This window comes from Limnohabitans sp. INBF002 (assembly GCF_027924905.1).
Taxonomy (GTDB): Bacteria; Pseudomonadota; Gammaproteobacteria; order Burkholderiales; family Burkholderiaceae_C; genus Limnohabitans.
Genome location: NZ_AP027055.1, coordinates 605129 through 625675 on the forward strand (window position 1 = coordinate 605129; position 20547 = coordinate 625675).

Annotated in this window: 23 protein-coding genes; 15 read left to right on the forward strand and 8 right to left on the reverse strand. The window is 57.5% G+C overall.

Features of this window, described 5'->3' with window-relative positions:
* The first annotated feature begins 16 nt into the window (after nucleotides 1-16).
* The 8 genes from xdhC to QMG15_RS03080 all read left to right on the forward strand — a co-directional run bounded on the left by xdhC (nucleotide 17) and on the right by QMG15_RS03080 (nucleotide 6904).
* Nucleotides 17-889, forward strand: a complete 873-nt coding sequence (xdhC, locus tag QMG15_RS03045; RefSeq protein WP_281789443.1) for a xanthine dehydrogenase accessory protein XdhC — start codon at nucleotides 17-19, stop codon at nucleotides 887-889.
* A gap of 104 nt (nucleotides 890-993) precedes the next feature.
* Nucleotides 994-2214 carry a D-amino acid dehydrogenase gene (locus QMG15_RS03050; protein ID WP_281789444.1) on the forward strand — a complete coding sequence of 407 codons (1221 nt, stop codon included), beginning with the start codon at nucleotides 994-996 and terminating at the stop codon, nucleotides 2212-2214.
* A gap of 180 nt (nucleotides 2215-2394) precedes the next feature.
* A complete protein-coding gene (locus QMG15_RS03055) occupies nucleotides 2395-3612 on the forward strand; it encodes a urate hydroxylase PuuD (protein WP_281789445.1) in 1218 nt (405 codons plus the stop codon).
* A gap of 9 nt (nucleotides 3613-3621) precedes the next feature.
* Nucleotides 3622-4368 (forward strand): molybdate ABC transporter substrate-binding protein, encoded by a 747-nt coding sequence (gene modA, locus QMG15_RS03060; RefSeq protein ID WP_281789446.1) that lies wholly within the window; start codon nucleotides 3622-3624, stop codon nucleotides 4366-4368.
* Nucleotides 4369-4377: 9 nt separating this feature from the next.
* The gene (modB, locus tag QMG15_RS03065; RefSeq protein ID WP_281789447.1) at nucleotides 4378-5082 is read left to right on the forward strand and encodes a molybdate ABC transporter permease subunit; all 705 of its coding nucleotides are present in this window, start codon (nucleotides 4378-4380) and stop codon (nucleotides 5080-5082) included.
* Nucleotides 5079-6167, forward strand: coding sequence for a molybdenum ABC transporter ATP-binding protein (gene modC / locus QMG15_RS03070; RefSeq protein ID WP_281789448.1), 1089 nt, complete (start codon nucleotides 5079-5081; stop codon nucleotides 6165-6167). The genes modB and modC overlap by 4 nt, the downstream gene beginning before the upstream one ends.
* A gap of 84 nt (nucleotides 6168-6251) precedes the next feature.
* Entirely contained in the window at nucleotides 6252-6581 is a 330-nt protein-coding gene (locus QMG15_RS03075; protein WP_281789449.1) for a type II toxin-antitoxin system RelE/ParE family toxin, read from the forward strand.
* A 2-nt stretch (nucleotides 6582-6583) separates the two neighbouring features.
* Nucleotides 6584-6904, forward strand: a complete 321-nt coding sequence (locus QMG15_RS03080) for a transcriptional regulator (protein ID WP_281789451.1) — start codon at nucleotides 6584-6586, stop codon at nucleotides 6902-6904.
* Here QMG15_RS03080 and QMG15_RS03085 read toward each other — a convergent pair.
* From QMG15_RS03085 to QMG15_RS03100, 4 genes are all read right to left on the reverse strand, one after another.
* Nucleotides 6901-7641, reverse strand: a complete 741-nt coding sequence (locus QMG15_RS03085; RefSeq protein WP_281789452.1) for an LrgB family protein — start codon at nucleotides 7639-7641, stop codon at nucleotides 6901-6903. The genes QMG15_RS03080 and QMG15_RS03085 overlap by 4 nt on opposite strands.
* Nucleotides 7634-7984 carry a CidA/LrgA family protein gene (locus tag QMG15_RS03090; protein WP_281789453.1) on the reverse strand — a complete coding sequence of 117 codons (351 nt, stop codon included), beginning with the start codon at nucleotides 7982-7984 and terminating at the stop codon, nucleotides 7634-7636. Before QMG15_RS03090 ends, QMG15_RS03085 begins: the two co-directional genes overlap by 8 nt.
* A 61-nt stretch (nucleotides 7985-8045) precedes the next feature.
* Nucleotides 8046-8555: a DUF6803 family protein gene (locus QMG15_RS03095; RefSeq protein ID WP_281789454.1), complete on the reverse strand. Its 510-nt coding sequence runs from the start codon at nucleotides 8553-8555 to the stop codon at nucleotides 8046-8048.
* Between the two features lie 54 nt (nucleotides 8556-8609).
* Nucleotides 8610-8936 carry a hypothetical protein gene (locus QMG15_RS03100; RefSeq protein WP_281789455.1) on the reverse strand — a complete coding sequence of 109 codons (327 nt, stop codon included), beginning with the start codon at nucleotides 8934-8936 and terminating at the stop codon, nucleotides 8610-8612.
* A 103-nt stretch (nucleotides 8937-9039) separates the two neighbouring features.
* On the opposite strand from QMG15_RS03100, the gene QMG15_RS03105 reads away from it, so the two are divergent.
* Complete coding sequence (locus QMG15_RS03105) at nucleotides 9040-10242, forward strand: MFS transporter (RefSeq protein WP_281789456.1); 1203 nt, start codon at nucleotides 9040-9042, stop codon at nucleotides 10240-10242.
* A 31-nt stretch (nucleotides 10243-10273) separates the two neighbouring features.
* On the opposite strand, the gene QMG15_RS03110 is transcribed toward QMG15_RS03105, so the two are convergent.
* Complete coding sequence (locus QMG15_RS03110; RefSeq protein WP_281789457.1) at nucleotides 10274-11677, reverse strand: 8-oxoguanine deaminase; 1404 nt, start codon at nucleotides 11675-11677, stop codon at nucleotides 10274-10276.
* 93 nt (nucleotides 11678-11770) lie between these two features.
* On the opposite strand from QMG15_RS03110, the gene QMG15_RS03115 reads away from it, so the two are divergent.
* Nucleotides 11771-13099 (forward strand): glycerate kinase, encoded by a 1329-nt coding sequence (locus QMG15_RS03115; RefSeq protein WP_281789458.1) that lies wholly within the window; start codon nucleotides 11771-11773, stop codon nucleotides 13097-13099.
* Nucleotides 13100-13103: 4 nt separating this feature from the next.
* On the opposite strand, the gene QMG15_RS03120 is transcribed toward QMG15_RS03115, so the two are convergent.
* Nucleotides 13104-13532 (reverse strand): acyl-CoA thioesterase, encoded by a 429-nt coding sequence (locus QMG15_RS03120; protein ID WP_281789459.1) that lies wholly within the window; start codon nucleotides 13530-13532, stop codon nucleotides 13104-13106.
* Between the two features lie 90 nt (nucleotides 13533-13622).
* On the opposite strand from QMG15_RS03120, the gene QMG15_RS03125 reads away from it, so the two are divergent.
* The 5 genes from QMG15_RS03125 (at nucleotide 13623) to QMG15_RS03145 (ending at nucleotide 19282) form a co-directional block, all read left to right on the forward strand.
* A complete protein-coding gene (locus tag QMG15_RS03125; RefSeq protein ID WP_281789460.1) occupies nucleotides 13623-15182 on the forward strand; it encodes an ABC transporter ATP-binding protein in 1560 nt (519 codons plus the stop codon).
* A complete protein-coding gene (locus tag QMG15_RS03130) occupies nucleotides 15169-16239 on the forward strand; it encodes an ABC transporter permease (RefSeq protein ID WP_281789461.1) in 1071 nt (356 codons plus the stop codon). Before QMG15_RS03125 ends, QMG15_RS03130 begins: the two co-directional genes overlap by 14 nt.
* Complete coding sequence (locus tag QMG15_RS03135; RefSeq protein ID WP_281789462.1) at nucleotides 16239-17156, forward strand: ABC transporter permease; 918 nt, start codon at nucleotides 16239-16241, stop codon at nucleotides 17154-17156. Before QMG15_RS03130 ends, QMG15_RS03135 begins: the two co-directional genes overlap by 1 nt.
* Before the next feature lie 43 nt (nucleotides 17157-17199).
* On the forward strand, nucleotides 17200-18342 hold the full coding sequence (locus QMG15_RS03140; RefSeq protein WP_281789463.1) for a BMP family ABC transporter substrate-binding protein: 1143 nt from the start codon (nucleotides 17200-17202) through the stop codon (nucleotides 18340-18342).
* Between the two features lie 73 nt (nucleotides 18343-18415).
* Nucleotides 18416-19282 (forward strand): outer envelope protein, encoded by an 867-nt coding sequence (locus QMG15_RS03145; RefSeq protein ID WP_281789464.1) that lies wholly within the window; start codon nucleotides 18416-18418, stop codon nucleotides 19280-19282.
* A gap of 46 nt (nucleotides 19283-19328) precedes the next feature.
* Here QMG15_RS03145 and QMG15_RS03150 read toward each other — a convergent pair whose 3' ends face one another.
* Together QMG15_RS03150 and QMG15_RS03155 are read right to left on the reverse strand one after the other, a co-directional pair.
* Nucleotides 19329-19754, reverse strand: a complete 426-nt coding sequence (locus tag QMG15_RS03150) for a cupin domain-containing protein (protein ID WP_108402891.1) — start codon at nucleotides 19752-19754, stop codon at nucleotides 19329-19331.
* 26 nt (nucleotides 19755-19780) lie between these two features.
* On the reverse strand, nucleotides 19781-20437 hold the full coding sequence (locus tag QMG15_RS03155) for a glutathione S-transferase family protein (RefSeq protein WP_281789465.1): 657 nt from the start codon (nucleotides 20435-20437) through the stop codon (nucleotides 19781-19783).
* Nucleotides 20438-20547 lie beyond the last annotated feature (110 nt).

The window sequence follows — 20547 nt, forward strand, 5'->3', positions numbered from 1 at the left end:
CATCGCCAAAGCCTGCGTGCCACGCCACACCGCTGAGTTATTGAACCAACTCCAACATGCCGACGGCGTGTTGGTGTCGGTCGACAGCGTGCAGGGCTCGGGGCCGCGCGAGGTGGGTGCTTGGATGGCGGTGTTTCCGCAGACCTTGGTCAACACCATCGGTGGCGGGCATTTGGAGTTTCAGGCGATTGCAGAGGCGCGTGCTTTGATGGCGCAGCCAGCGCATGTCAACGCTTCCGATAACGCTTCGCCGTCTGTCAATGGCAACGTTCTATCGCCACTCACCCACGAAGACAACGCGCTCACCACGCGCTACGCCCTGGGCCCCGCCTTGGGCCAATGCTGCGGAGGCGTGGTGCATTTGAAGTTCGAGCGCATCAGTGCCACCGATGCACCCGCACTCAAACAACGCTTGTTGGCGAACGGTCAACCGCTTGCATTGTTTGGCGGCGGTCATGTGGGCCGCGCCTTGGTGAACGTGCTTAGCACCTTGCCCTACAACGTGCAGTGGGTCGACAGTCGCGACGAAATTTTCCCTGCGCAACTGCCGCCCAATGTGGTGTGCGAGCATTCCGACCCCGTGCATGCCGCCGTGGCCGATTTGCCCAGCGGTGCCAGCGTGCTCATCATGAGCTTCAGCCACGCCGAAGATTTAGATGTGGTGGCCGCGTGTCTGAAGCGTCAACGCTTGCAGGGCGATTTGAAATTTGTGGGCCTCATCGGCAGCAAAACCAAGTGGGCCACGTTTCAGCACCGCCTCGAAGCCAAAGGCTTTACCGCCGAGGAGTTGGCTTTCATTACTTGCCCGATTGGCGTGAGCGGCATCACGGGCAAAGAGCCCGAAGTCATTGCCGTGTCGGTGGCGGCGCAGTTGCTGCAGCAGCGCTGAAGTTTGTATGCAAGGGGCCCAGCCCCATTTTTAGAATGAATTGAACAAGGCATGCGTATTGCATGGTTTGTTTCAGTTGCTCACGTTCTAGAAAAGGCCTGCACATGAAAACAATCGCCATCATCGGCGGCGGCATCACCGGTATCACCACCGCGTATGCCTTGGCCAAACGCGGCTTTGCCGTGACCTTGTTTGAACGCCACCGCTACGCGGCCATGGAGACCTCGTTTGCCAACGGCGGTCAGCTCTCGGCCTCGAACGCCGAGGTGTGGAACAACGGGGCCACCATCCTCAAAGGCCTCAAGTGGATGCTCAAAAACGATGCACCACTCCTGGTCAATCCCGCACCGACTTGGCACAAATTGTCTTGGTTCGCGGAGTTCATCGCCGCCATGCCCCATTACGAACGCAACACCATCGAGACCGCGCGTTTGGCCGTGGCCGCGCGTGAACACTTGTTTGCTTGGGCTGCGGAAGAAGGCATCGACTTTGACCACAAGCGCGAAGGCATTCTGCACATCTACCGCGATAAAAAAGGCTTTGACCATGCAGGCAAGGTGTCGGTCATGCTGGCCAAAGGTGGTTTGCCACGCCGCGCTGTGACGCCTGCTGAGATGAAAACCATTGAGCCCACGTTGGCTGGCACGTATTACGGCGGCTACTTCACCGAGAGCGATTCCACGGGCGATATTCACAAATTCACCCATGGCCTGTCATTAGCCGCCGCACGTTTGGGCGTGCGCACCTTGTACGAACAAGACGTGACGCACGTCAGCACCAACGGCCAGCAAGCCGTGATCACCGTAGGCGACGGCGCTGCCCAGACCGTGCACACCTTTGATGGCGTGGTGGTGTGCGCCGGTGTGGCCAGCCGCCACTTTGCGGCTCAGTTGGGCGACCGCGTGAACATTTACCCCGTCAAAGGCTATTCCATCACCGTGAACTTGCGCGATGAAGCCAGCCAAGCGGGCGCGCCGAATGTGAGCTTGCTCGATGACGAAACCAAGCTCGTTACCAGCCGCTTAGGCGTGGACCGTTTCCGTGTGGCGGGTACTGCCGAGTTCAACGGCATAGACCGTGACATTCGTGATGACCGCATTCAGCCGCTGATCAACTGGGTGGCGCAATGCTTCCCCAACATCAACACCCGCTCGGTCGTGCCGTGGGCGGGCTTGCGCCCCATGATGCCCAACATGATGCCGCGCGTGGGTAAGGGCGTTGCACCCAATGTGTTTTACAACACGGGCCATGGCCACTTGGGCTGGACTTTGTCGGCCATCACGGCGGACATGGTGGCGGGGGGTGTGGCAGGTGCCTTGCCATAAGCCACGCTAGGGTTTGCCCCGAAATATCCAGCTTTGTTTGGCGACAAATTTTGTATACACTTCTTACCACCTGTCGCAGCGGAGCAGGGCACCTTCAGCCCTTGTTCGCGACCCTCATGTCATTCACAGTGCCCGCAGTGGTGAACGACAAACTTTGATTCAAGTGACTGAGGTTTCGACATGGACGCATATTTCTTAGACTGGGCCAACCTGCTGTTGCGTTGGGTGCACGTCATCACCGCCATCGCGTGGATTGGCTCTTCGTTTTACTTTGTCTTCTTAGACAACAACCTCATCAAACCCAACTCGCCTGACCTGCTGGAAAAAGGCGTGGACGGTGCCATGTGGGCGGTGCACGGCGGTGGTTTTTACAACCCGCAAAAGTACATGGTGGCGCCTAAGAAGATTCACACCAAACTGCACTGGTTCTATTGGGAAAGCTATTCCACTTGGCTCACCGGTTTTGGCTTGTTCACCGTGCTGTACCTGTGGAACGCGGGCACATTCTTGATTGACAAGTCGCTCATGGACTGGTCGCCCGCAGCGGCCATCACAGCGGCACTGAGTTTCTTGGTCGCGTTCTGGTTGATTTACGACGCAGTCTGCCGCGTGTTTGGCTTTCGTGAAAACGGCGAACGCATTGTGGCCCTCACCATGATTGTGGTGGTGGCATTTGCGTCTTGGTTGTCTTGCCAATTGTTCGCAGGCCGTGCCGCCTTTTTGTTGGTGGGCGCGATGATTGCCACTGCCATGAGTGCCAACGTGTTCTTCTGGATCATCCCAGGCCAACGCAAAGTGGTGGCTGCCATGACATCGGGCGTGGCGATGGACCCCAAAGAGTTGGCCACGCACGGCAAGCGCGGCAAGCAGCGCAGCGTGCACAACACCTACTTCACGCTGCCCGTCATCTTTGCGATGCTGAGCAACCACTACAGCTTTTTGTACACGCATGAAAACCACTGGGTCATCTTGGTGATGATGATGTTGGCCGGCGCTTTGATTCGACAGTTCTTCGTGCAACGCCACGGCTACCACTTGGGTCGTGCCAAGAACCCGCTGCCGTTTGCCATTGCCGGTGTGGTGATTTTGCTCAGCGTGATTGTGTGGATGCGTCCTGCACCGTCTGCCACTGCACCCACTGCTGTGAATGATGCACCTGTGACTTATGCCGAAGTGAGCCAAGTGTTCGCGCAGCGCTGCTACATGTGTCACGGCGAACAAGTGCAAATGAAAAACGTGCGCTTTGAAACCCCTGAGGGTGTCAAGCAACACGCCTTGGGCATTTACCAACAAGCGGTGGTGACCAAGCAAATGCCGATGAACAACGCCACGGGCATCACCGAGGCCGAACGCACGACCATCAAGCGTTGGTACGAAGCAGGAGCCGCGCTGAGATAATCAGCGCCTATGAAACTAGGCCTGATGCTGGCATACGCCAGCACTCTTTTTTTTGCTGCTGCGCAAGCAGGTGAAGTGATGGTGGCTGTGGCCGCCAACTTCACCGCCCCCATGCAAAAAATCGCCAAGGCGTTTGAGCAAGACACGGGGCACAAAGCCCAACTGGCCTTTGGCGCAACGGGCAAGTTCTACGCACAAATCAAAAACGGGGCGCCCTTTGCGGCGATGCTAGCCGCTGATGACGAAACCCCTGCACGTTTAGAAAAAGAAGGCCTTGCCGTTGCAGGTACGCGCTTCACCTATGCCACGGGTCGCTTGGCCCTTTGGAGCAAAAGCCCCAACTTGGTGGACGACAAAGGCGAGGTGCTGCGGAGCAACAGTTTCAATAAGATCGCTATTGCCGACCCCAAGCTCGCCCCCTATGGCATTGCAGCGGTGGAAGTGATTCACAAGATGGGTGTGCAAGCCAACGTTTTGCCGAAGCTCGTGCAAGGCGAAAGCATTGGGCAGACTTATCAATTCGTCAGCACCGAAAACGCACAACTTGGTTTTGTTGCCTTGTCGCAAATCTCAATCGATGGTCGCATCACCCAAGGCTCTGCTTGGGTTGTGCCGCAAAGCATGCACGCACCTTTGAAGCAAGATGCTGTGCTGCTCAATGCAGGGAAAGACAACGCAGCCGCACACGCGTTGCTGAAATACTTGCAGGGCGATACCGCCAGAGCCATCATCACCCGCTACGGCTACGCCCTGTAAAGTGTGGGCATGAATTTAAGCGCCGAAGATTTCCAAGCTATTGCGCTGACGCTGCAGTTGGCCAGCGTCACCACGGTGTTGCTGCTGTTGCTGGCCACACCCGTGGCGTGGTGGCTGGCGCACACGCAGTCGGCTTGGCGTGCGCCGGTGGCCTCGCTAGTGGCGTTGCCTTTGGTGTTGCCGCCGACGGTGTTGGGTTTTTATTTGTTGGTGGCGCTCGGTCCGAACGGTCCGATTGGGCAGTTCACGCAATGGGCGGGCTGGGGTACCTTGGCCTTTAGTTTTTGGGGCTTGGTGTTGGGCTCTATCGTTTATTCGTTGCCCTTTGCCGTGCAGCCATTGGTGAATGCGTTTGAGGCGATGGGCCCACGCCCGATGGAAGTGGCCGCCACCTTGCGAGCCAGCAAGTGGGACGCCTTCTTCACCGTGGCCGTGCCTTTGGCCAAGCCTGGTTTTGTGATGGCCGCCATGCTGAGCTTCGCGCACACCGTGGGCGAGTTTGGTGTGGTGCTGATGATTGGCGGCAACATCCCCGACAAAACGCGCGTGGTGTCCACCCAAATTTACGGCCATGTGGAAGCGATGGCATATTCACAAGCGCATGGGCTTGCTGGCGTGATGTTGGTGTTCTCGTTTGTGGTGTTGTTGGGTTTGTCGTGGTTTAACCGCCGCCCTAATCGTCACTCCAATCGTGGTCAAAAGGTGGGCGTATGAACATCCACTTGCAGCTAAATATTGCGCGTGCCGACTTTGATGTGTCGGTCGATGTGCAGCTGCCCGCGCACGGCATCACCGTCATCTATGGCCCATCGGGCTGTGGCAAAACTACGTTGCTGCGTTGCGTCGCTGGGCTAGAACCTTCGGCGCGTGGCGTGGTGCAACTGGGGCATGAGGTGTGGCAAGACGATGCACAACATGTGCGCCTGCCCACGCACCAACGCGCCTTGGGCTATGTGTTTCAAGAAGCGTCCTTGTTTGACCACTTAGACGTGGCGGGCAACTTGGCCTATGGCCACACACGCGCTGAAAAGCAAAGTCGCAACGCGATGAGCCAAGCCGTGGTGCAACAAACGATTGAGCTGTTGGGCATTGGCCACTTGCTCAAGCGCCGCAGCCATGAGCTGTCGGGGGGCGAGCGCCAACGTGTAGCGATTGCGCGTGCCTTGGTCACGCAACCGCGTTTGTTGTTGCTCGATGAGCCTTTGGCTGCGTTAGACCATGCACGCAAACAAGAAGTGTTGCCGTGGCTAGAAAAATTGCGCGACGACCTCAACATCCCCATGCTCTACGTCACCCACGCGGTAGACGAAGTAGCCCGCTTGGCCGACACGCTGGTGGTGATGAACGAAGGCCGCGTGCAAGCCAACGGCCCCGTGGCCGAAGTGCTGACCCAAGCTGAACTACCTGTGGTGGTGGGTGACGATGCGGGTGCGTTGCTGACCGGCGTCGTGCTGGCCATCGACACCCAATGGCACTTGGCCCAAGTGGGCTTTGCCGGTGGTGCGCTGTGGGTGCGCGACAGTGGCTTAGCCGTGGGGCAAACCGTGCGCTTGCGCGTGCTGGCCTGCGATGTGAGCGTGACCCTGCACGAAGCCACACACACCAGCATTCAAAACCACGTGCCCTGTGTGGTGGACGCCATCACGCCAGAGGCACATCCGTCACAAATGCTGCTGCGTTTGCGTTGTGGTGAGACCGTGCTGCTGGCGCGGGTCACAGCGCGTGGTGTGCATGAACTGGCACTGCAGGTGGGTATGCAGGCGTGGGCGCAAGTGAAGTCGGTGGCGCTCGTTAAATAAACGCAAGTGTTTGTGTTCTTGCGGGCTTAGGCAGACCCGCAAAATTGTGGAATCACTGCAAGTAACGTATGTGTTACCATTAACATGCCAATCAAAGTAGAAGAGTACCTTCGTGAAGACGCCTCAAGCCCTTACAAAACTTGGTTTGACAGTTTGTCAGCCCAAGCTGCTGCCAAGGTGACGGTGGCCAAACTTCGCATGGAGTTGGGCAACACGTCGGGCATCAAGTGGTTTGACGGCATGGGCGAATACGTCATCGACTGGGGGCCGGGCTACCGGATTTACCTAGCCAAAGACGGCGACACGCTCATCATTTTGTTTGGCGGTGGAACCAAGCGCGGGCAACAGCGCTACATCGACAAGGCAAAGGTTTTGTTAGCTGAGTACAAAGCTCGTAAAAAGCAAAAGAGGTAAGCATGGCACTGACTAGAAATTTCAAAGAAACCGTCATTCAACGCGTGCAGGCCGATGCATCGTTTGCACAAGCCTTGCTCGACGAAGCCGCTACTTTGTTCTTGAATGGTGAGCCAGAAACCGCGCGCCTCATCTTGCGTGACCTGGTGAATGCCACCATTGGCTTTGAGCAACTCGCCACACTCACCCACAAGCCTAGCAAAAGCCTGCATCGCATGTTGTCGCCGACGGGCAATCCGAGCATGGACAACTTAGCGGCTATTTTTCTGGCAGTGCGCGAAAAGTTACAAGTGAGCTTATCTGCGCATTCGGTGGCGGTTTAAAACCACCAAGCCACCGCTTGCGGAATCACCACCGCACCCACAATGCCGTGCAAGCCCATGCCTAGGCTGGCGTAGGCGCCGGCTTCGGGGTGCACGCTGAAGGCGCGTGAGGTGCCAATGCCGTGTGCGGCCACGCCGAGGGCAAAGCCGCGTTGCCACCATTGCGTGACGCGCAAAGCATCCAACACGTAGCGGCCCAGCACCGCACCCAAGATGCCGGTGCTCACGGCAAAGATGGCGGTCAACGTGGGTGAGGCTTGCACGCGTTCGGCAATGCCCATTGCAATCGGCGCGGTGACCGACTTGGCCACAAGGCCACGCACCAACGATTCGTCCACACCCAACCAACGCGCCATGCCCACGGCGGTGAACACCGAGGTCACGCCACCTGCCATCAGCGACAACATCAACACGCCCATGCGCCCCTTGAGAGAAGCAAAACCTTTGTAGATTGGAATGGCCAGCGACACCGTGGCCGTGCCCAGCAAGAAGTGCACAAACTGCGCGCCTTCGAAATATTTGGCATACGGCATGTCGAGCACGCTGATGCTGAGCGTGACCACCACCACCGCAATCAACACCGGGTTGGCCAGCGGGTTGCGCTGGCTGCGCTCGTACAGCGTGAGGCCCAGCAAATACGCGCTCAGCGTCAGCACCAACGCCAGCAGCGGGCTACCCGAGAGGTACACCCAAATCTCAGAGATGGGCGGCAAGTGCGTTTGAAATTCGTTACTCATGCGTCGGCTCCTTCTTGGTCAACACCTTGAGCAAACCCGCCGTCACCGCCACCGTGGCCAGCACACTCACCAACAGCGCTGCGCTGATGGCCCATGCATTGGCTTTCAGCACTGGCAGATAAAGCACCACGCCCACTGACGCAGGGATGAACAACAACCCCAAGTGCTGCAAGATGCTGCTGCCCACCAAATCAATCGATGCAGGCACGCGGCCACGCACGCTGAGAAACGCCAGCAGCAGCACCAAGCCCAGCACAGGGCCAGGGATGAAGGGCAAGGCGAACTTAGACACCAGCTCGCCGAGCGCTTGAAAGATGAAGAGTTGAACGAGGCCTTGAATCATGACAACAGTGTAGACAACACACTTGGTGGCATGAGGTCAAAACAGTTCAACCCAACGCCTGTCAGTGGTTGTGCATCATCGGCATCTCTGGCGTTGCATCGACGCCGTAGCCTAATAGTGACGGGTCAAGCATGCCAGCGATCATGGCAATGTGGCCGAAAACCAAGAACAAGGCCACGCACGTGGCGTGTACTTTGCGTTTGTCTTCATCGCTCGCATCGGCGTTCACCCATCCCAGCTCTTGCAGGGCGATGTAGATGAGGGGCAACCCACCAATCAAATAGCAAGAGACTGCGATCACATCAATGGCGGTGCGCCATTCGCCCGCTTTGGTGATGGGTAAAACAGCCGTGGTCATCAAGTACACGATCACGCCAACAAAGTACAAGCCGACGGTGATACCTGCAGCGCGATTGAGGCTGTGTACCCATCCCGTGAAGTTGCGGGTGAATAGCAGATACAGCTCTGTGATGGCCAAAGTCTCAGCCAAGATCACGGGCACAGCCATAAAAATCAAGAGGTTCCAGGGTTGGTTAACCGCCAGCAGCTCCATGTAATGCGTCATGTTCATCAATTTCTCCAATAAAAGTAAATAGCCCAGAAAAGGGCAATAGGTTCTTTGTGCTCAGAGATGGCGCTTGGGGGGCTTGAACTGCTGACTTGGCATGTCCTGCAAAACCAGGATTTGAAAAACAGGATTCAGAATTTCTGTGGCGCTGACGCCTGAACACACGTGGCGTGTGATGGCTGCCGTCAGGCCCGTGCAGCAAATGTGACCACGGAGATGGCATGGCTTGGCAGCCGGAGCAGTGGCGGCTTCTTCGCACGCATGAAAGTCATGTGCGGCAACAGTGTCCACGGCTTGTGTATGGAAGGTCTCGATGGGCATCGCCACAGCATGGAACATGCTGCTGAGCAAGCTGATGCAGATGAAGAGACACACGTTTCGCATGAACTGATTCTAAGTCTGCATTGATCCTGCACCTATTCACAAGCAACGTGCTAATGAGGTTCAGGTCACAATTGATGGCCGATCGCCGCAGAAAAATCTACCGATGTCTGAACCTGTCAAAAAACTCCCACCAGGTATCTGGGTATTGGGATTTGTGAGCATGCTCATGGACATCTCCTCAGAGATGATTCACAGCTTGTTGCCGATGTTTTTGGTCGGCGTGTTGGGCGTGAGCGTTTTTACCGTTGGCATCATCGAAGGCTTGGCAGAGGCCACCGCTTTGATCGTCAAGGTGTTCTCAGGGGCCTTGAGTGATTATTTGGGTCGACGCAAGGGGTTGGCGGTCCTCGGCTATGCGCTTGGCGCTTTGACCAAACCCTTATTTGCCATCGCGTCAGGCGCAGGTCTTGTCATTGCTGCAAGATTGATCGACCGTGTGGGCAAAGGCATTCGCGGTGCACCGCGCGACGCCTTGGTGGCTGACATTGCGCCCCCTGACATGCGCGGTGCCGCTTTTGGTCTGCGTCAGTCCCTCGACACTGTGGGCGCTTTTGTTGGGCCACTGCTGGGTGTGGGTCTGATGCTGCTTTGGGCCAACGACTACCGTGCCGTTTTTTGGTTTGCCGTGATTCCCGGGGTGATGGCTGTGGGTTTGTTGCTGTTTGGCGTTCATGAGCCGGAACGGCACATGAGCCACAAGCGAACAAATCCGATCCAACGCGACAACTTGCGTCGCCTTGGCGCATCGTATTGGTGGGTGGTTGCGATTGGTGGGCTGTTCACACTGGCTCGGTTCAGCGAAGCATTTTTGGTACTTCGTGCGCAGCAATCCGGCGTGGCCGCAGCGTTTGTGCCGCTGGTGATGGTGGCCATGAATCTGGTTTACGCGGGGTCTGCCTACCCGTTCGGATGGCTTTCTGATCGCATGAGTCACGCCAAATTGTTGGCGTTAGGGCTGATCGTCTTGATAGCGGCTGATCTCGTGCTGGCCAGTGGGCACCACTGGTGGACGGTCCTCATTGGCGTCAGCTTGTGGGGTGTGCACATGGGCATGACCCAAGGACTTTTAGCGACGATGGTGGCAGATAACTCACCCGCTGATCTTCGAGGCACGGCGTATGGTGTGTTTAATCTCATCAGCGGTCTTGCCATGCTGGTGGCCAGCGGTTTTGCGGGGTGGTTGTGGGACCAGCACGGCGCCGAAGCAACCTTTCATGCGGGAGCCATCTATTCTTTCATTGCCTTGTTGGGGCTTGCTGTGCGGTGGCGATTGCTGGTTGGCAATCCGATAGATCAACCTCGCTGACACATACTCAAGCGCTGCGGTGAGCGCTCAATTACCTTCCTCCTAAAGCCAACTGCAGAGCCAGTTGGTTATGCCTCTCAATCAACGGCCCCATGTCGACCGTGGCAATCTCACCCTTGCGCACTACCACGCGGCCATTGACTACGACGTAGTCTGCGTTGTCGCTGGCGCAAAGCAGCAGCGCACCCACGGGGTCGTGTACTGCGCCGCCGGCCATGCTGAGGGTGTCGGTGCGGAACATGGCGATGTCGGCGCAGTAGCCTGGCTTGATTTGTCCCAGCTCGTGCGCACGGCCCAGTACTTCTGCACCGCCGCGTGTGGCTAAGCGCAGGGCGTCGCGCGGTGTCATCTCCGCGGGGCCGTGGTCGCAACCGAAGTCGTCCAGTGCTCGGCCCACGCGTGCCAGCAGCATCGCCTGGCGGGCTTCGTTCAACAAGTGCGCCGCGTCGTTGCTGGCGCTGCCGTCTACGCCCAAACCCATGGGCACACCGGCGTCTAGCATTTTGCGCAGGGGCAAGATGCCGCTGGCCAAGCGCATGTTGCTGCACGGGCAGTGGGCAATGCCCGTGCGCGTGCGTGCAAACAAATACGTGCCCTCGTCGTCCAGCTTCACGCAGTGGGCGTGCCACACGTCGTGGCCCACCCAGCCGAGGTCTTCGGCGTATTGCGCGGGTGTGCAGTTGAATTTCTCTTTGGTGTACGCAATGTCGTGGTCGTTCTCGGCCAAGTGCGTGTGCAGTCGTACCTTGTGCGCGCGGGCCAATTTGGCGGCTTCACGCATCAGGTCTTGGCTCACGCTAAAGGGTGAGCAAGGGGCAACGGCCACATGCGTCATCGCGCCAAAGCTGGCGTCGTGGTAGGTCTCAATCAGGCGTTGGGTTTCTTTGAGGATGAAGGCTTCCTTTTCCACCACGCGGTCAGGTGGCAGGCCACCTTGGCTCTCACCCACGCTCATGCTGCCGCGCGTGGCGGTGAAGCGCATGCCAATGGTGTGCGCGGCTTCAATGCTGTCGTCCAGTCGCACGCCGTTGGGGTAGATGTACAGGTGGTCGCTGCTGGTGGTGCAGCCGCTCAGCAGCAGCTCAGCCATGGCCACTTGGTTAGACACCAACACCATCTCGGGCGTGAGGCCTGCCCAAATCGGGTACAGCCCTTTGAGCCAGCTGAACAGCTCGGCGTTTTGCACCTGCGGCACGGCACGCGTGAGGCTTTGCACCATGTGGTGGTGCGTGTTGATGAGGCCGGGCACCACCACATGGCGGCGGGCGTCAATCACCTCGTCCACTTGCTTCAGCAGTTCGTCGATGTTTTCTTCCGCGGGAATGATGCGTTCAATGCGGCCATCGCGCAGCAGCAGCGAGGCGTCGTTGAGTTCGGTGTTGGCATCGTCTTGCGTGGCGATGCAGCGGGCGCGGTGGATGAGCAGGGTGGTCATGGTCAAACTTTAACCTTTGTTGTATGGCTTACTTGTGGCACCCGAGTGGTTTCCACAGGGGCTAGGCCGCATCAGGCACGGCACAATTTGGGGATGCAAGAAGCAAGCCCACCTATTCCTAGCCCGTCCATCCATCCCGACGCATTTTTAGCCATGCTCTACCAAGCCGCCGTCAAGCGAGCTTTGCCACTGCACAACACCGCGGCTTATTTGCCCAAGCCCCCCAAGGGCCGCACCGTGGTGCTGGGCGCTGGCAAAGCCGGTGGTGCGATGGCGCAAGCGGTTGAAGCGCTGTGGCCTGCTGACAAACCGTTGTCGGGCTTGGTGGTCACGCGCTACCACCACACGCCACCGCGTCCTGCGGGTTTGCCAGAGCGTATTGAGGTGGTCGAGGCGTCGCACCCCGTGCCCGATGCGGCAGGCTTGGCCGCTGCCGAGCGCATCTTGCAACTCACCCAAGGGTTGACCGCTGACGACTTGGTGTTGTTCTTGATTTCTGGCGGTGGCTCGGCCTTGCTGACGCTGCCCGCCGATGGTTTGACGCTGGAAGACAAGCAGCGCATCAACCGCGACTTGCTCAACAGCGGCGCTGGGATTGGCGAGATGAACTGCGTGCGCAAACACCTTTCGCGCATCAAGGGCGGTCGCTTGGCTGCTGCTTGCGCGCCAGCCCAAGTGGTCACGCTCACCATCAGCGATGTGCCGGGTGACGACCCCTCTGTCATTGCCAGCGGCCCGACAGTGCCCGACATCACCACGTGTGCAGATGCACTGGCCATTTTGAAACGCTACAAGATCGAAGTGCCTGCCGCCATTGAAGCCTCGCTGAACGCGGGTGTGCTAGAAACACCCAAGCCCAGCGCTGAATGGGCCAATCAGCCCGTGCATTTGATCGCCACGCCCCAGCAGTCGCTAGACGCTGCCGCCGAGCTGGCCCGTGCCGCAGGCCTGAACGCCTATGTGCTGAGCGACGAGCTAGAAGGCGAGTCACGCGAAGTCGGCAAAGTACATGCCGCCTTGGCACGCGCCGCGGCGCACGGCAAAGGGCCTTTCCAAAAGCCATGCGTCATTCTGAGCGGTGGCGAAACCACGGTGACCATTCGCAAACAGGCCGCCGGCACGCCTAAAGGCAGAGGTGGCCGTGCCGGTGAGTTTTGTTTGGGCCTCGCCGTGGCTTTGCAAGCGCAAGCAGGCGTGTGGGCCATTGCCGCCGACACCGATGGCATTGACGGCATCGAAGACAACGCAGGTGCCCGCGTCACACCCGACACCTTGGCCCGTGCCGAGACCCAAGGTGTGAAAGCGGCGGACTGTTTAGATCGAAACGACGCCTACGGTTTCTTTGAGGCGGTGGGTGACTTGGTGGTCACGGGCCCCACGCACACCAATGTCAACGACTTTCGGGCGATGTTGGTGCTTTAAACCTTCATTCGCACAAGCTGCGAATCGACGGCGGAATGGGCACGGCACGAATGCCAGGCTGCGGGTCGCCCGCGGCGGCGCGGTGGGCTGCAAAGATGCGCACTTCGTCACACGTCATGATGAGGTCGTCCCCGCGACGAATTTGGTACTGCGTCACAAAGCTCTTGGTGCGCCACTCGGTGATCGTGACGTGAATGTCCAACACATCGCCATAGCTGGCCGTGTTGATGAAGCGCGCATGCGTGTCCACGATGGGGGTGCCCAAGACACCCAAGGTTTTCTCGGTTTCATGCCAAGGCGGTACGCCGCATTGCACAAAGAAGTTGCGCGAGGCGGCATCAATCCAACGGAAGTAGTTGGGGAACCAGACAATGCGTGCGGGGTCGCAGTCGCCAAACTCGACCTTCTGTTTGTAGACAATGGTTTTGCTCATTTTCAAATTATCAGGCACGTTGCTTGCAAGAAGAGGTACAGCCAGAGCTGGTAACCTCACCTGTTCTGCGCGTAACTGAACTTTTTTGCGATGCCCCAACCCCGACTGCAACTGACCCACATCACCAAGCGCTACCCTGCGGTAGTCGCCAACGATGCCATCCACCTCACGGTGAAGCCTGGTGAAATCCACGCGGTGTTGGGCGAAAACGGCGCGGGTAAATCCACGTTGATGAAAATCATCTACGGCGCGGTCAAGCCCGATGCGGGCGAGATTCGTTTCAACGGCGAGGTGGCCCACATTCGCAACCCGCAAGAGGCGCGACGTCTGGGCATCAGCATGGTGTTTCAACACTTCAGCTTGTTCGACACGCTCAGCGTGGCGGAGAACGTGTGGCTGGGCCTGGACAAATCGTTCAGCTTGGCCGAGGTGACGCAGCGCATCACCGACACCGCCGCGCAATACGGCCTCGACATTGACCCTGCGCGCCCCGTGCACACGCTGGGTGTGGGCGAGATGCAGCGCGTGGAAATCATCCGCGCTTTGCTGACCAATCCGCAGCTGCTCATCTTGGACGAGCCCACCTCGGTGCTGACCCCGCAAGCGGTAGAGAAGCTGTTTGTGGTGCTGCGGCAACTCGCCTCAGAAGGGCGCAGCATTTTGTACATCAGCCACAAGCTGCACGAAATTCGTGCGCTGTGCACCGCCTGCACCGTGATGCGTGCAGGCCGCGTGACGGGTGTGTGCGACCCGCGCCAAGAAACCAATGCTTCGCTGAGCCAAATGATGATTGGCAGCTTGCCGCCCGAACTGCACGTGCGTGAGCACAAGCCCGGCGCTGTCGTGTTGAGCGTGCACGATTTGCGTTTGCAAGCGGACGATCCGTTTGGCGTGGCCCTGAATGGGGTGAACCTGCAAGTGCGCGCAGGTGAGGTGGTGGGCATTGCCGGTGTGTCGGGCAACGGCCAACGCGAGCTGCTGTTTGCTTTGTCGGGTGAAGACATGCGCGCGGGGGCTGACAGCATTCAACTCAGCGGCCAAGCCATGGGCCAGCTCAACCCTGACCAACGCCGCGACCTCGGCCTGCACTTTGTGCCTGAAGAACGTTTGGGCCGTGGTGCAGTGCCTAGCCTGAGCCTTGCGCAAAACCTGTTGCTGACTCGCCATGACGCGGTGGCCTCCAACGGTGTGGCGGGTGCTTTGGGTTGGCTCAACTTGAAAACGCTGCACACCCAAGCGGCCCACATCATTGCCAAATACCAAGTGAAAGCGGGCGGGCCTGATGCGGCTGCGCGTTCACTGTCGGGTGGCAATTTGCAAAAGTTTTTGGTGGGCCGCGAGATTGAAGCCGCGCCCAAGTTGCTCATCGTGTCGCAGCCCACATGGGGTGTGGACGTGGGCGCTGCCGCGCAAATACGCGCCGCACTGCTGGCCCTGCGCGATGCAGGCTGCGCAGTGTTGGTGGTGAGTGAGGAGTTGGACGAATTGTTAGAACTGTCAGACCGTTTGCATGTGATGGCCGAAGGCCGTTTGTCGCCCGCGCTCACCCGTGAAGAAGCCAATGTGTCGCGCATCGGTGCGTGGATGAGTGGCTTGTGGGATAGCCCACATGTGTCAGAGATGCAGGAGGTGAACCATGCTGCGTCTTGAGCCGCGTGCCCAGTCTTCAACGCTGTGGCGTTATGCCTCGCCCTTGCTGGCGCTGGCCATCACGGTGGTCTTGGGTGTGTTTCTTTTTGTTGCGCTCGGCAAAGACCCCGTGCGTGGGCTGGGTGTGTTCTTTTGGGAGCCCATCAAAAGCGTGTATGCCTTGTCTGAGTTGATGGTCAAAGCCACGCCCTTGTTGTTGATTGCGTTGGGCTTGGCGGTGTGCTTCCGTTCCAACGTGTGGAACATCGGTGCGGAAGGCCAGTTTGTGATGGGCGCGGTGTTTGCCTCTGGCGTGGCGCTGATGGCCGATGCCAATACGGGGGCTGGTTTTTGGGTGCTTATCTTGTTCGCGGGTATTGTGGGCGGCATGGTGTGGGCGGGCATCACCGCGTTCTTGCGGGACCGTTTTCATGCGAGCGAAATTTTGGTCAGCTTGATGCTGGTGTACGTGGCCATCATGGCACTCAACTTCATGGTGTACGGCCCGTGGAAAGACCCACTGGGCTACAACTTTCCGCAAACCAAAACCTTTGATGCCATCACCCAAATCCCCAAACTCATCAGCGGCACACGCGTGAACATCGGCGTGCTGCTGGCACTGGCCGGTGCGGGGGCCTTGTGGGTGTTTTTGTTTCGCACGCACGCAGGGTTTGCGCAGCAGGTGGGCGGATTGGCCCCTGATGCCGCGCGCTATGCGGGCTTCTCGTCACGCAAGGCCTTGTGGTTGGCCTTGCTCACCTCAGGTGCCGCCGCTGGTTTGGCCGGCGCTTTAGAAGTGGCGGGGCCGCTGCGACAGCTCACGCCATTCGTGCCGGTGGGCTATGGCTTTGCGGCCATCATCGTGGCCTTTGTGGGGCGCTTGCACCCCGTGGGCATGGTGCTGTCGGCTGTTCTGATGAGCATGTTCTATATCGGTGGTGAGCTGGCGCAATCGCGCTTAGGGTTACCGCGTTCACTCACGGGCGTGTTTCAAGGCTTGCTGTTGTTCACGCTGCTGGCGTGCGACACCTTGATGCAATACCGCGTGCGTTGGGTATCGAAAGTGGAGGCACTGTGATGGAGACTTACGCACTGTTATGGGCTGCCACCATGAACGCAGGCACTGTTTTGGCGCTGGCTTCGCTTGGCCTTCTGATCAACGAAAAAGCAGGCATTGTGAATTTGGGTGCCGAGGGCATGATGCTGTGTGCGGCCATCGCCGGCTTTGCCACCGTGGCCACGACGGGCAGCGACACGCTGGGCTTTTTAGCAGGCATGGGCGCAGGCGCGCTGATGGCTGCATTGTTTGGCGTGTTGGTGATTTGGATGAACACCAACCAATACGCCACAGGCCTCGCCCTCAGCTTGTTTGGCGGCGGTTTTTCGGCCTTTGTCGGCGTGGGCTTTGTGCAGGCCAAGCTGCCTGAGCGCGTGCAGTTTGAAGTGCCACTCTTGGCTGACATTCCCTTGATTGGTTCCGCTTTGTTCAAACACCACCCATTGGTGTACGGCGCCATTGCGCTGGCTTTGGGCTTGATTTATTTCCTTTACCGCACCCGTGCTGGCTTGGTGTTGCGTGCCGTGGGCGAGTCGCCCGAGTCAGCCCATGCGCTGGGTTACCCCGTGCGCCGCATCCGCTTGCTGGCAGTGGTGGTGGGCGGTGCCTTGTGCGGTTTGGCAGGCGCTTACATCTCCATCATCTACACGCCGCTGTGGGTGGAAGGCATGATCGCGGGCAAGGGGTGGATCGCTTTGGCGCTCACCACCTTCGCCACATGGCGCCCGGCACGCGTATTGCTTGGTGCATATCTGTTCGGCGGGGTAACCATGCTGCAGTTCCATTTACAGGCCACGGGCGTGGATGTGCCCAGCCAGTTTTTGAGCATGCTGCCCTACCTGTCCACCATCGTGGTGCTGGCGCTGATTTCTAAAAATCCGCGTTGGCTCAGGGTAAACATGCCCGCCTCGATTGGTAAACCGTTTTATCCCGGTTGATAATTTCTCCGCTTTTTTTTGTTCTCTTTTAGAAGGGTTTTTGATGACTAATTTGTTGAAACGTCGTTGGTTGCAAGCCGCAGCCTTGACCGCAGTCTCTGCGGCTGTGTTGGTGGGTTGCGGTAAAAAAGAAGAAGCCAAGCCTGCGGATGCGCCTGCTGCCGCAGCCAAGGCCGAGCCTTTGAAAATTGCATTCGCCTACGTTGGCCCTGTGGGCGACGGTGGTTGGACATTCGCCCATGACAACGCACGCAAGGCGTTGGAAAAAGAATTCGGCGACAAAATTCAAACCTCATTCGTTGAAAACGTGCCTGAATCGGCTGATGCCGAACGCGTGATTCGCGACATGGTGGGCCAAGGCAACAAGCTGATTTTCGGCACCACCTTTGGTTACATGGAGCCCATGCTCAAAGTGGCTGCCGACACCAAAGACGTCAAGTTTGAACATGCCACCGGCTACAAACAAGCCGACAACATGCGCACCTACGACAGCCGCACCTACGAAGGCGCGTACATGGCTGGCGTGATTGCAGGCAAGATGACCAAGAGCAACACCTTGGGCGTTGTCGCTTCAATCCCAATCCCTGAAGTCATCCGCAACATCAACAGCTTCACCTTGGGTGCGCAGTCCAGCAACCCCAAAGTCAAAACCAAAGTGGTGTGGGTCAACGAGTGGTTCAACCCACCGAAAGAAACCGAAGCCGCCACATCGCTCATCAATGGCGGTGCTGACATCTTGTTCCAAAACACAGACTCTCCTGCTGTGTTGAAAACGGCCCAAGACAAAGGCAAGCGCGCTTTTGGTTGGGACTCAGACATGACCGCCTACGGCCCCAAAGCTCACTTGGCATCTGCCGTGATCAACTGGACGCCTTACTACATCAACGCCACCCGCGCTGCCTTGGAAGGCAAGTGGACCGGCGGTGCGCACACATGGTCTGGCGTGAAAGACGGTGCGATCGACATCGTGTCCATCGCTGACGATGTGCCCGCCGAAACCAAAGCAAAAGTGGCCGAAGTCAAAGCAGGCTTGAAAGACGGCAGCTTCGCCATCTGGAAAGGCCCCTTGGTCGACAACACGGGCAAAGAAGTGTTGAAGAAAGACGAAGTCGCTGACGACAAACTCTTGAGCGGCATCAACTTCTACGTCAAAGGCGTGGAAGGCAAAGTGCCGGGCGCTAAGTAATTAAATAAAGCAGATGCTGGTTTTCTGGCATCTGTTTTGCATATCTATTTTTTTAACCTGAAGGAAACTAAAAATGAAAAAGAAAATTGCGCTCGTTGCATTGGCTGCTGCTGCAGTTGGCGTGCAAGCTGCTGAGTGGAGCGATACGTCGATCAGCTTGCGTCGTGGTACCAACTTTGCGGAGCCCTTCAACACCAACGCTGTTACAAAAAATATCGTTGGCTTGACTCACGCCAGTGGTTTTAAATACGGTAGCAATTTTTTCAATGCAGACTTGCTGTTATCTAATGAAACGGATCCTTCTGCTTACGGTTCTAAAACTGGCGCGCATGAGGTGTACGTGGTTTATCGCAACACTTTAGATTTTGAAAAAGTTTCAGGCAAATCGTTCAAAACGACAGGCGTTCGCGGTTTGGGCTTTACCAGTGGGTTTGACTTCAATACGAAGAATGACGCTGGCTACAACTCCAAGAAAGAAATGTTCGTGGCGGGTCCTACTGTGATGTTGGATGTGCCTGCTGGCTTTTTGAATGTGAGCTTGTTGCAATTGTGGGAAAGCAATGCACCATCTGGTTACAACACTCAATCAAGCAGCTACTTCAATACAGATCGTTACCACTATGAACCCCATCCCATGTTGACTGCTTCTTGGGCCATTCCTTTCAGCATCGCCTCAGTACCTTTGTCTTTTGAAGGTTTTGCAAATTACATTGCATCCAAAGGTAAAGACGAATTTGGTGGCAATACAGTTGCTGAAACTAACATCGATATGCAAGTGATGTATGACATGAGCTCTGCAATTGGTGCAGCTCCTAAAACTTTCAAAGTTGGTGCTGAATACCAATACTGGAAGAACAAGTTTGGCAACGACCACAACGGTGCCGCAGGTCAAGGCGCATTCGCTAAGACACCAATGGTCCGCGCCGAATACCACTTCTAATCAAGTGTGACGCCCCAAAAAAGACCACCCTCGGGTGGTCTTTTTTTTACTTCACCCAAGGTGTGATCTGAGGTACCGCACACGGCCCTTCGACAGGGATGGACTCAAAGTCCGCAGGTCCCACAATTTCCAAATACTCCATGTCAGGCGAGTAGTCGAACAAGTAATGGATGATGCCTGGGCGCTGGTGCACGCAGTCGCCTGCTGACACCAGCGTGGGTGTCTCGCCATACATAAAGCGCGCCCAGCCTTTGAGCATGATGACGATCTGAAATTCGGCCACGTGGTAGTGCCAGCCTGTGCCGTTGTCGGGTGGCATATTGGCTTTGGCGATGTGCGCGATCACCTTGCCGCGCGTGGCAGCGGCGACGCCGAGGTCGCGATACACAAAGAAGTCGCGCAAGCCACCGGGCAAAAACTGGGTGTCTTCGGGTTTGACGTGAGAGAAGTCGGTGTTGCTCTCGTAGGCAATGGTTTTAGAAACAGCGGTACTCATGGTTAAAACTCCACTTCAAGTTCTTCAATGTCATCAGGCTCTGCAGTTGCGGCTGCCATCCACTCCTTCATCTCGGGCATCGACAAAATGTGTTGGCAGTACTTTTCGCACACGGGGTCGAGTGCAATGCCATAGGTGATGAAGCGCGTCACCACCGGTGCAAACATGCAGTCGGCCAGTGTGGGTTGCTTGCCAAATAAGTACGGACCTTTGTAAGTAGACAGGCAGTCGCGCCAAATGGAGAGCACGCGGTCAATGTCGAGCTGTGCTTTAGACCACACTTTGAATTTGCTGAATTTGGCTTTGATGTTCATCGGCAGCGAGGCACGCAGGGCTGAAAAGCCCGAATGCATTTCGCCGCAGATGGACCGGCAATGTGCACGGTGCACCGCGTTGGTGGGCAGTAGGTTTGCTTTTGGTGCGATTTCGTTGAGGTACTCGCCAATCGCTAGCGTGTCCCACACGCGTGCGCTGCCGTGGTTCAGGCAAGGCACAAGAATGGAAGGGGAGAGCAGCAACAGCTCGGCGCGTGCGTCCACGTTGTCGGTGGACACGGGTGTTTCCTCGAAGGGAATGCCCGAGAGCTTGACCATGAGCCAGCCTCGCAATGACCAAGACGAGTAATTCTTGCTGCTGAGTGTGAGCGTGGTTTTGGCCATGGTTGCCTTCTGGTGCATCTGTGTGCGGTGCAACTCACATTGCAAGAGATATGCCATCCCGTGGCACGCGTCTTGCACTTCTCATTGCATCAAGACAACGCTGCAAGGCG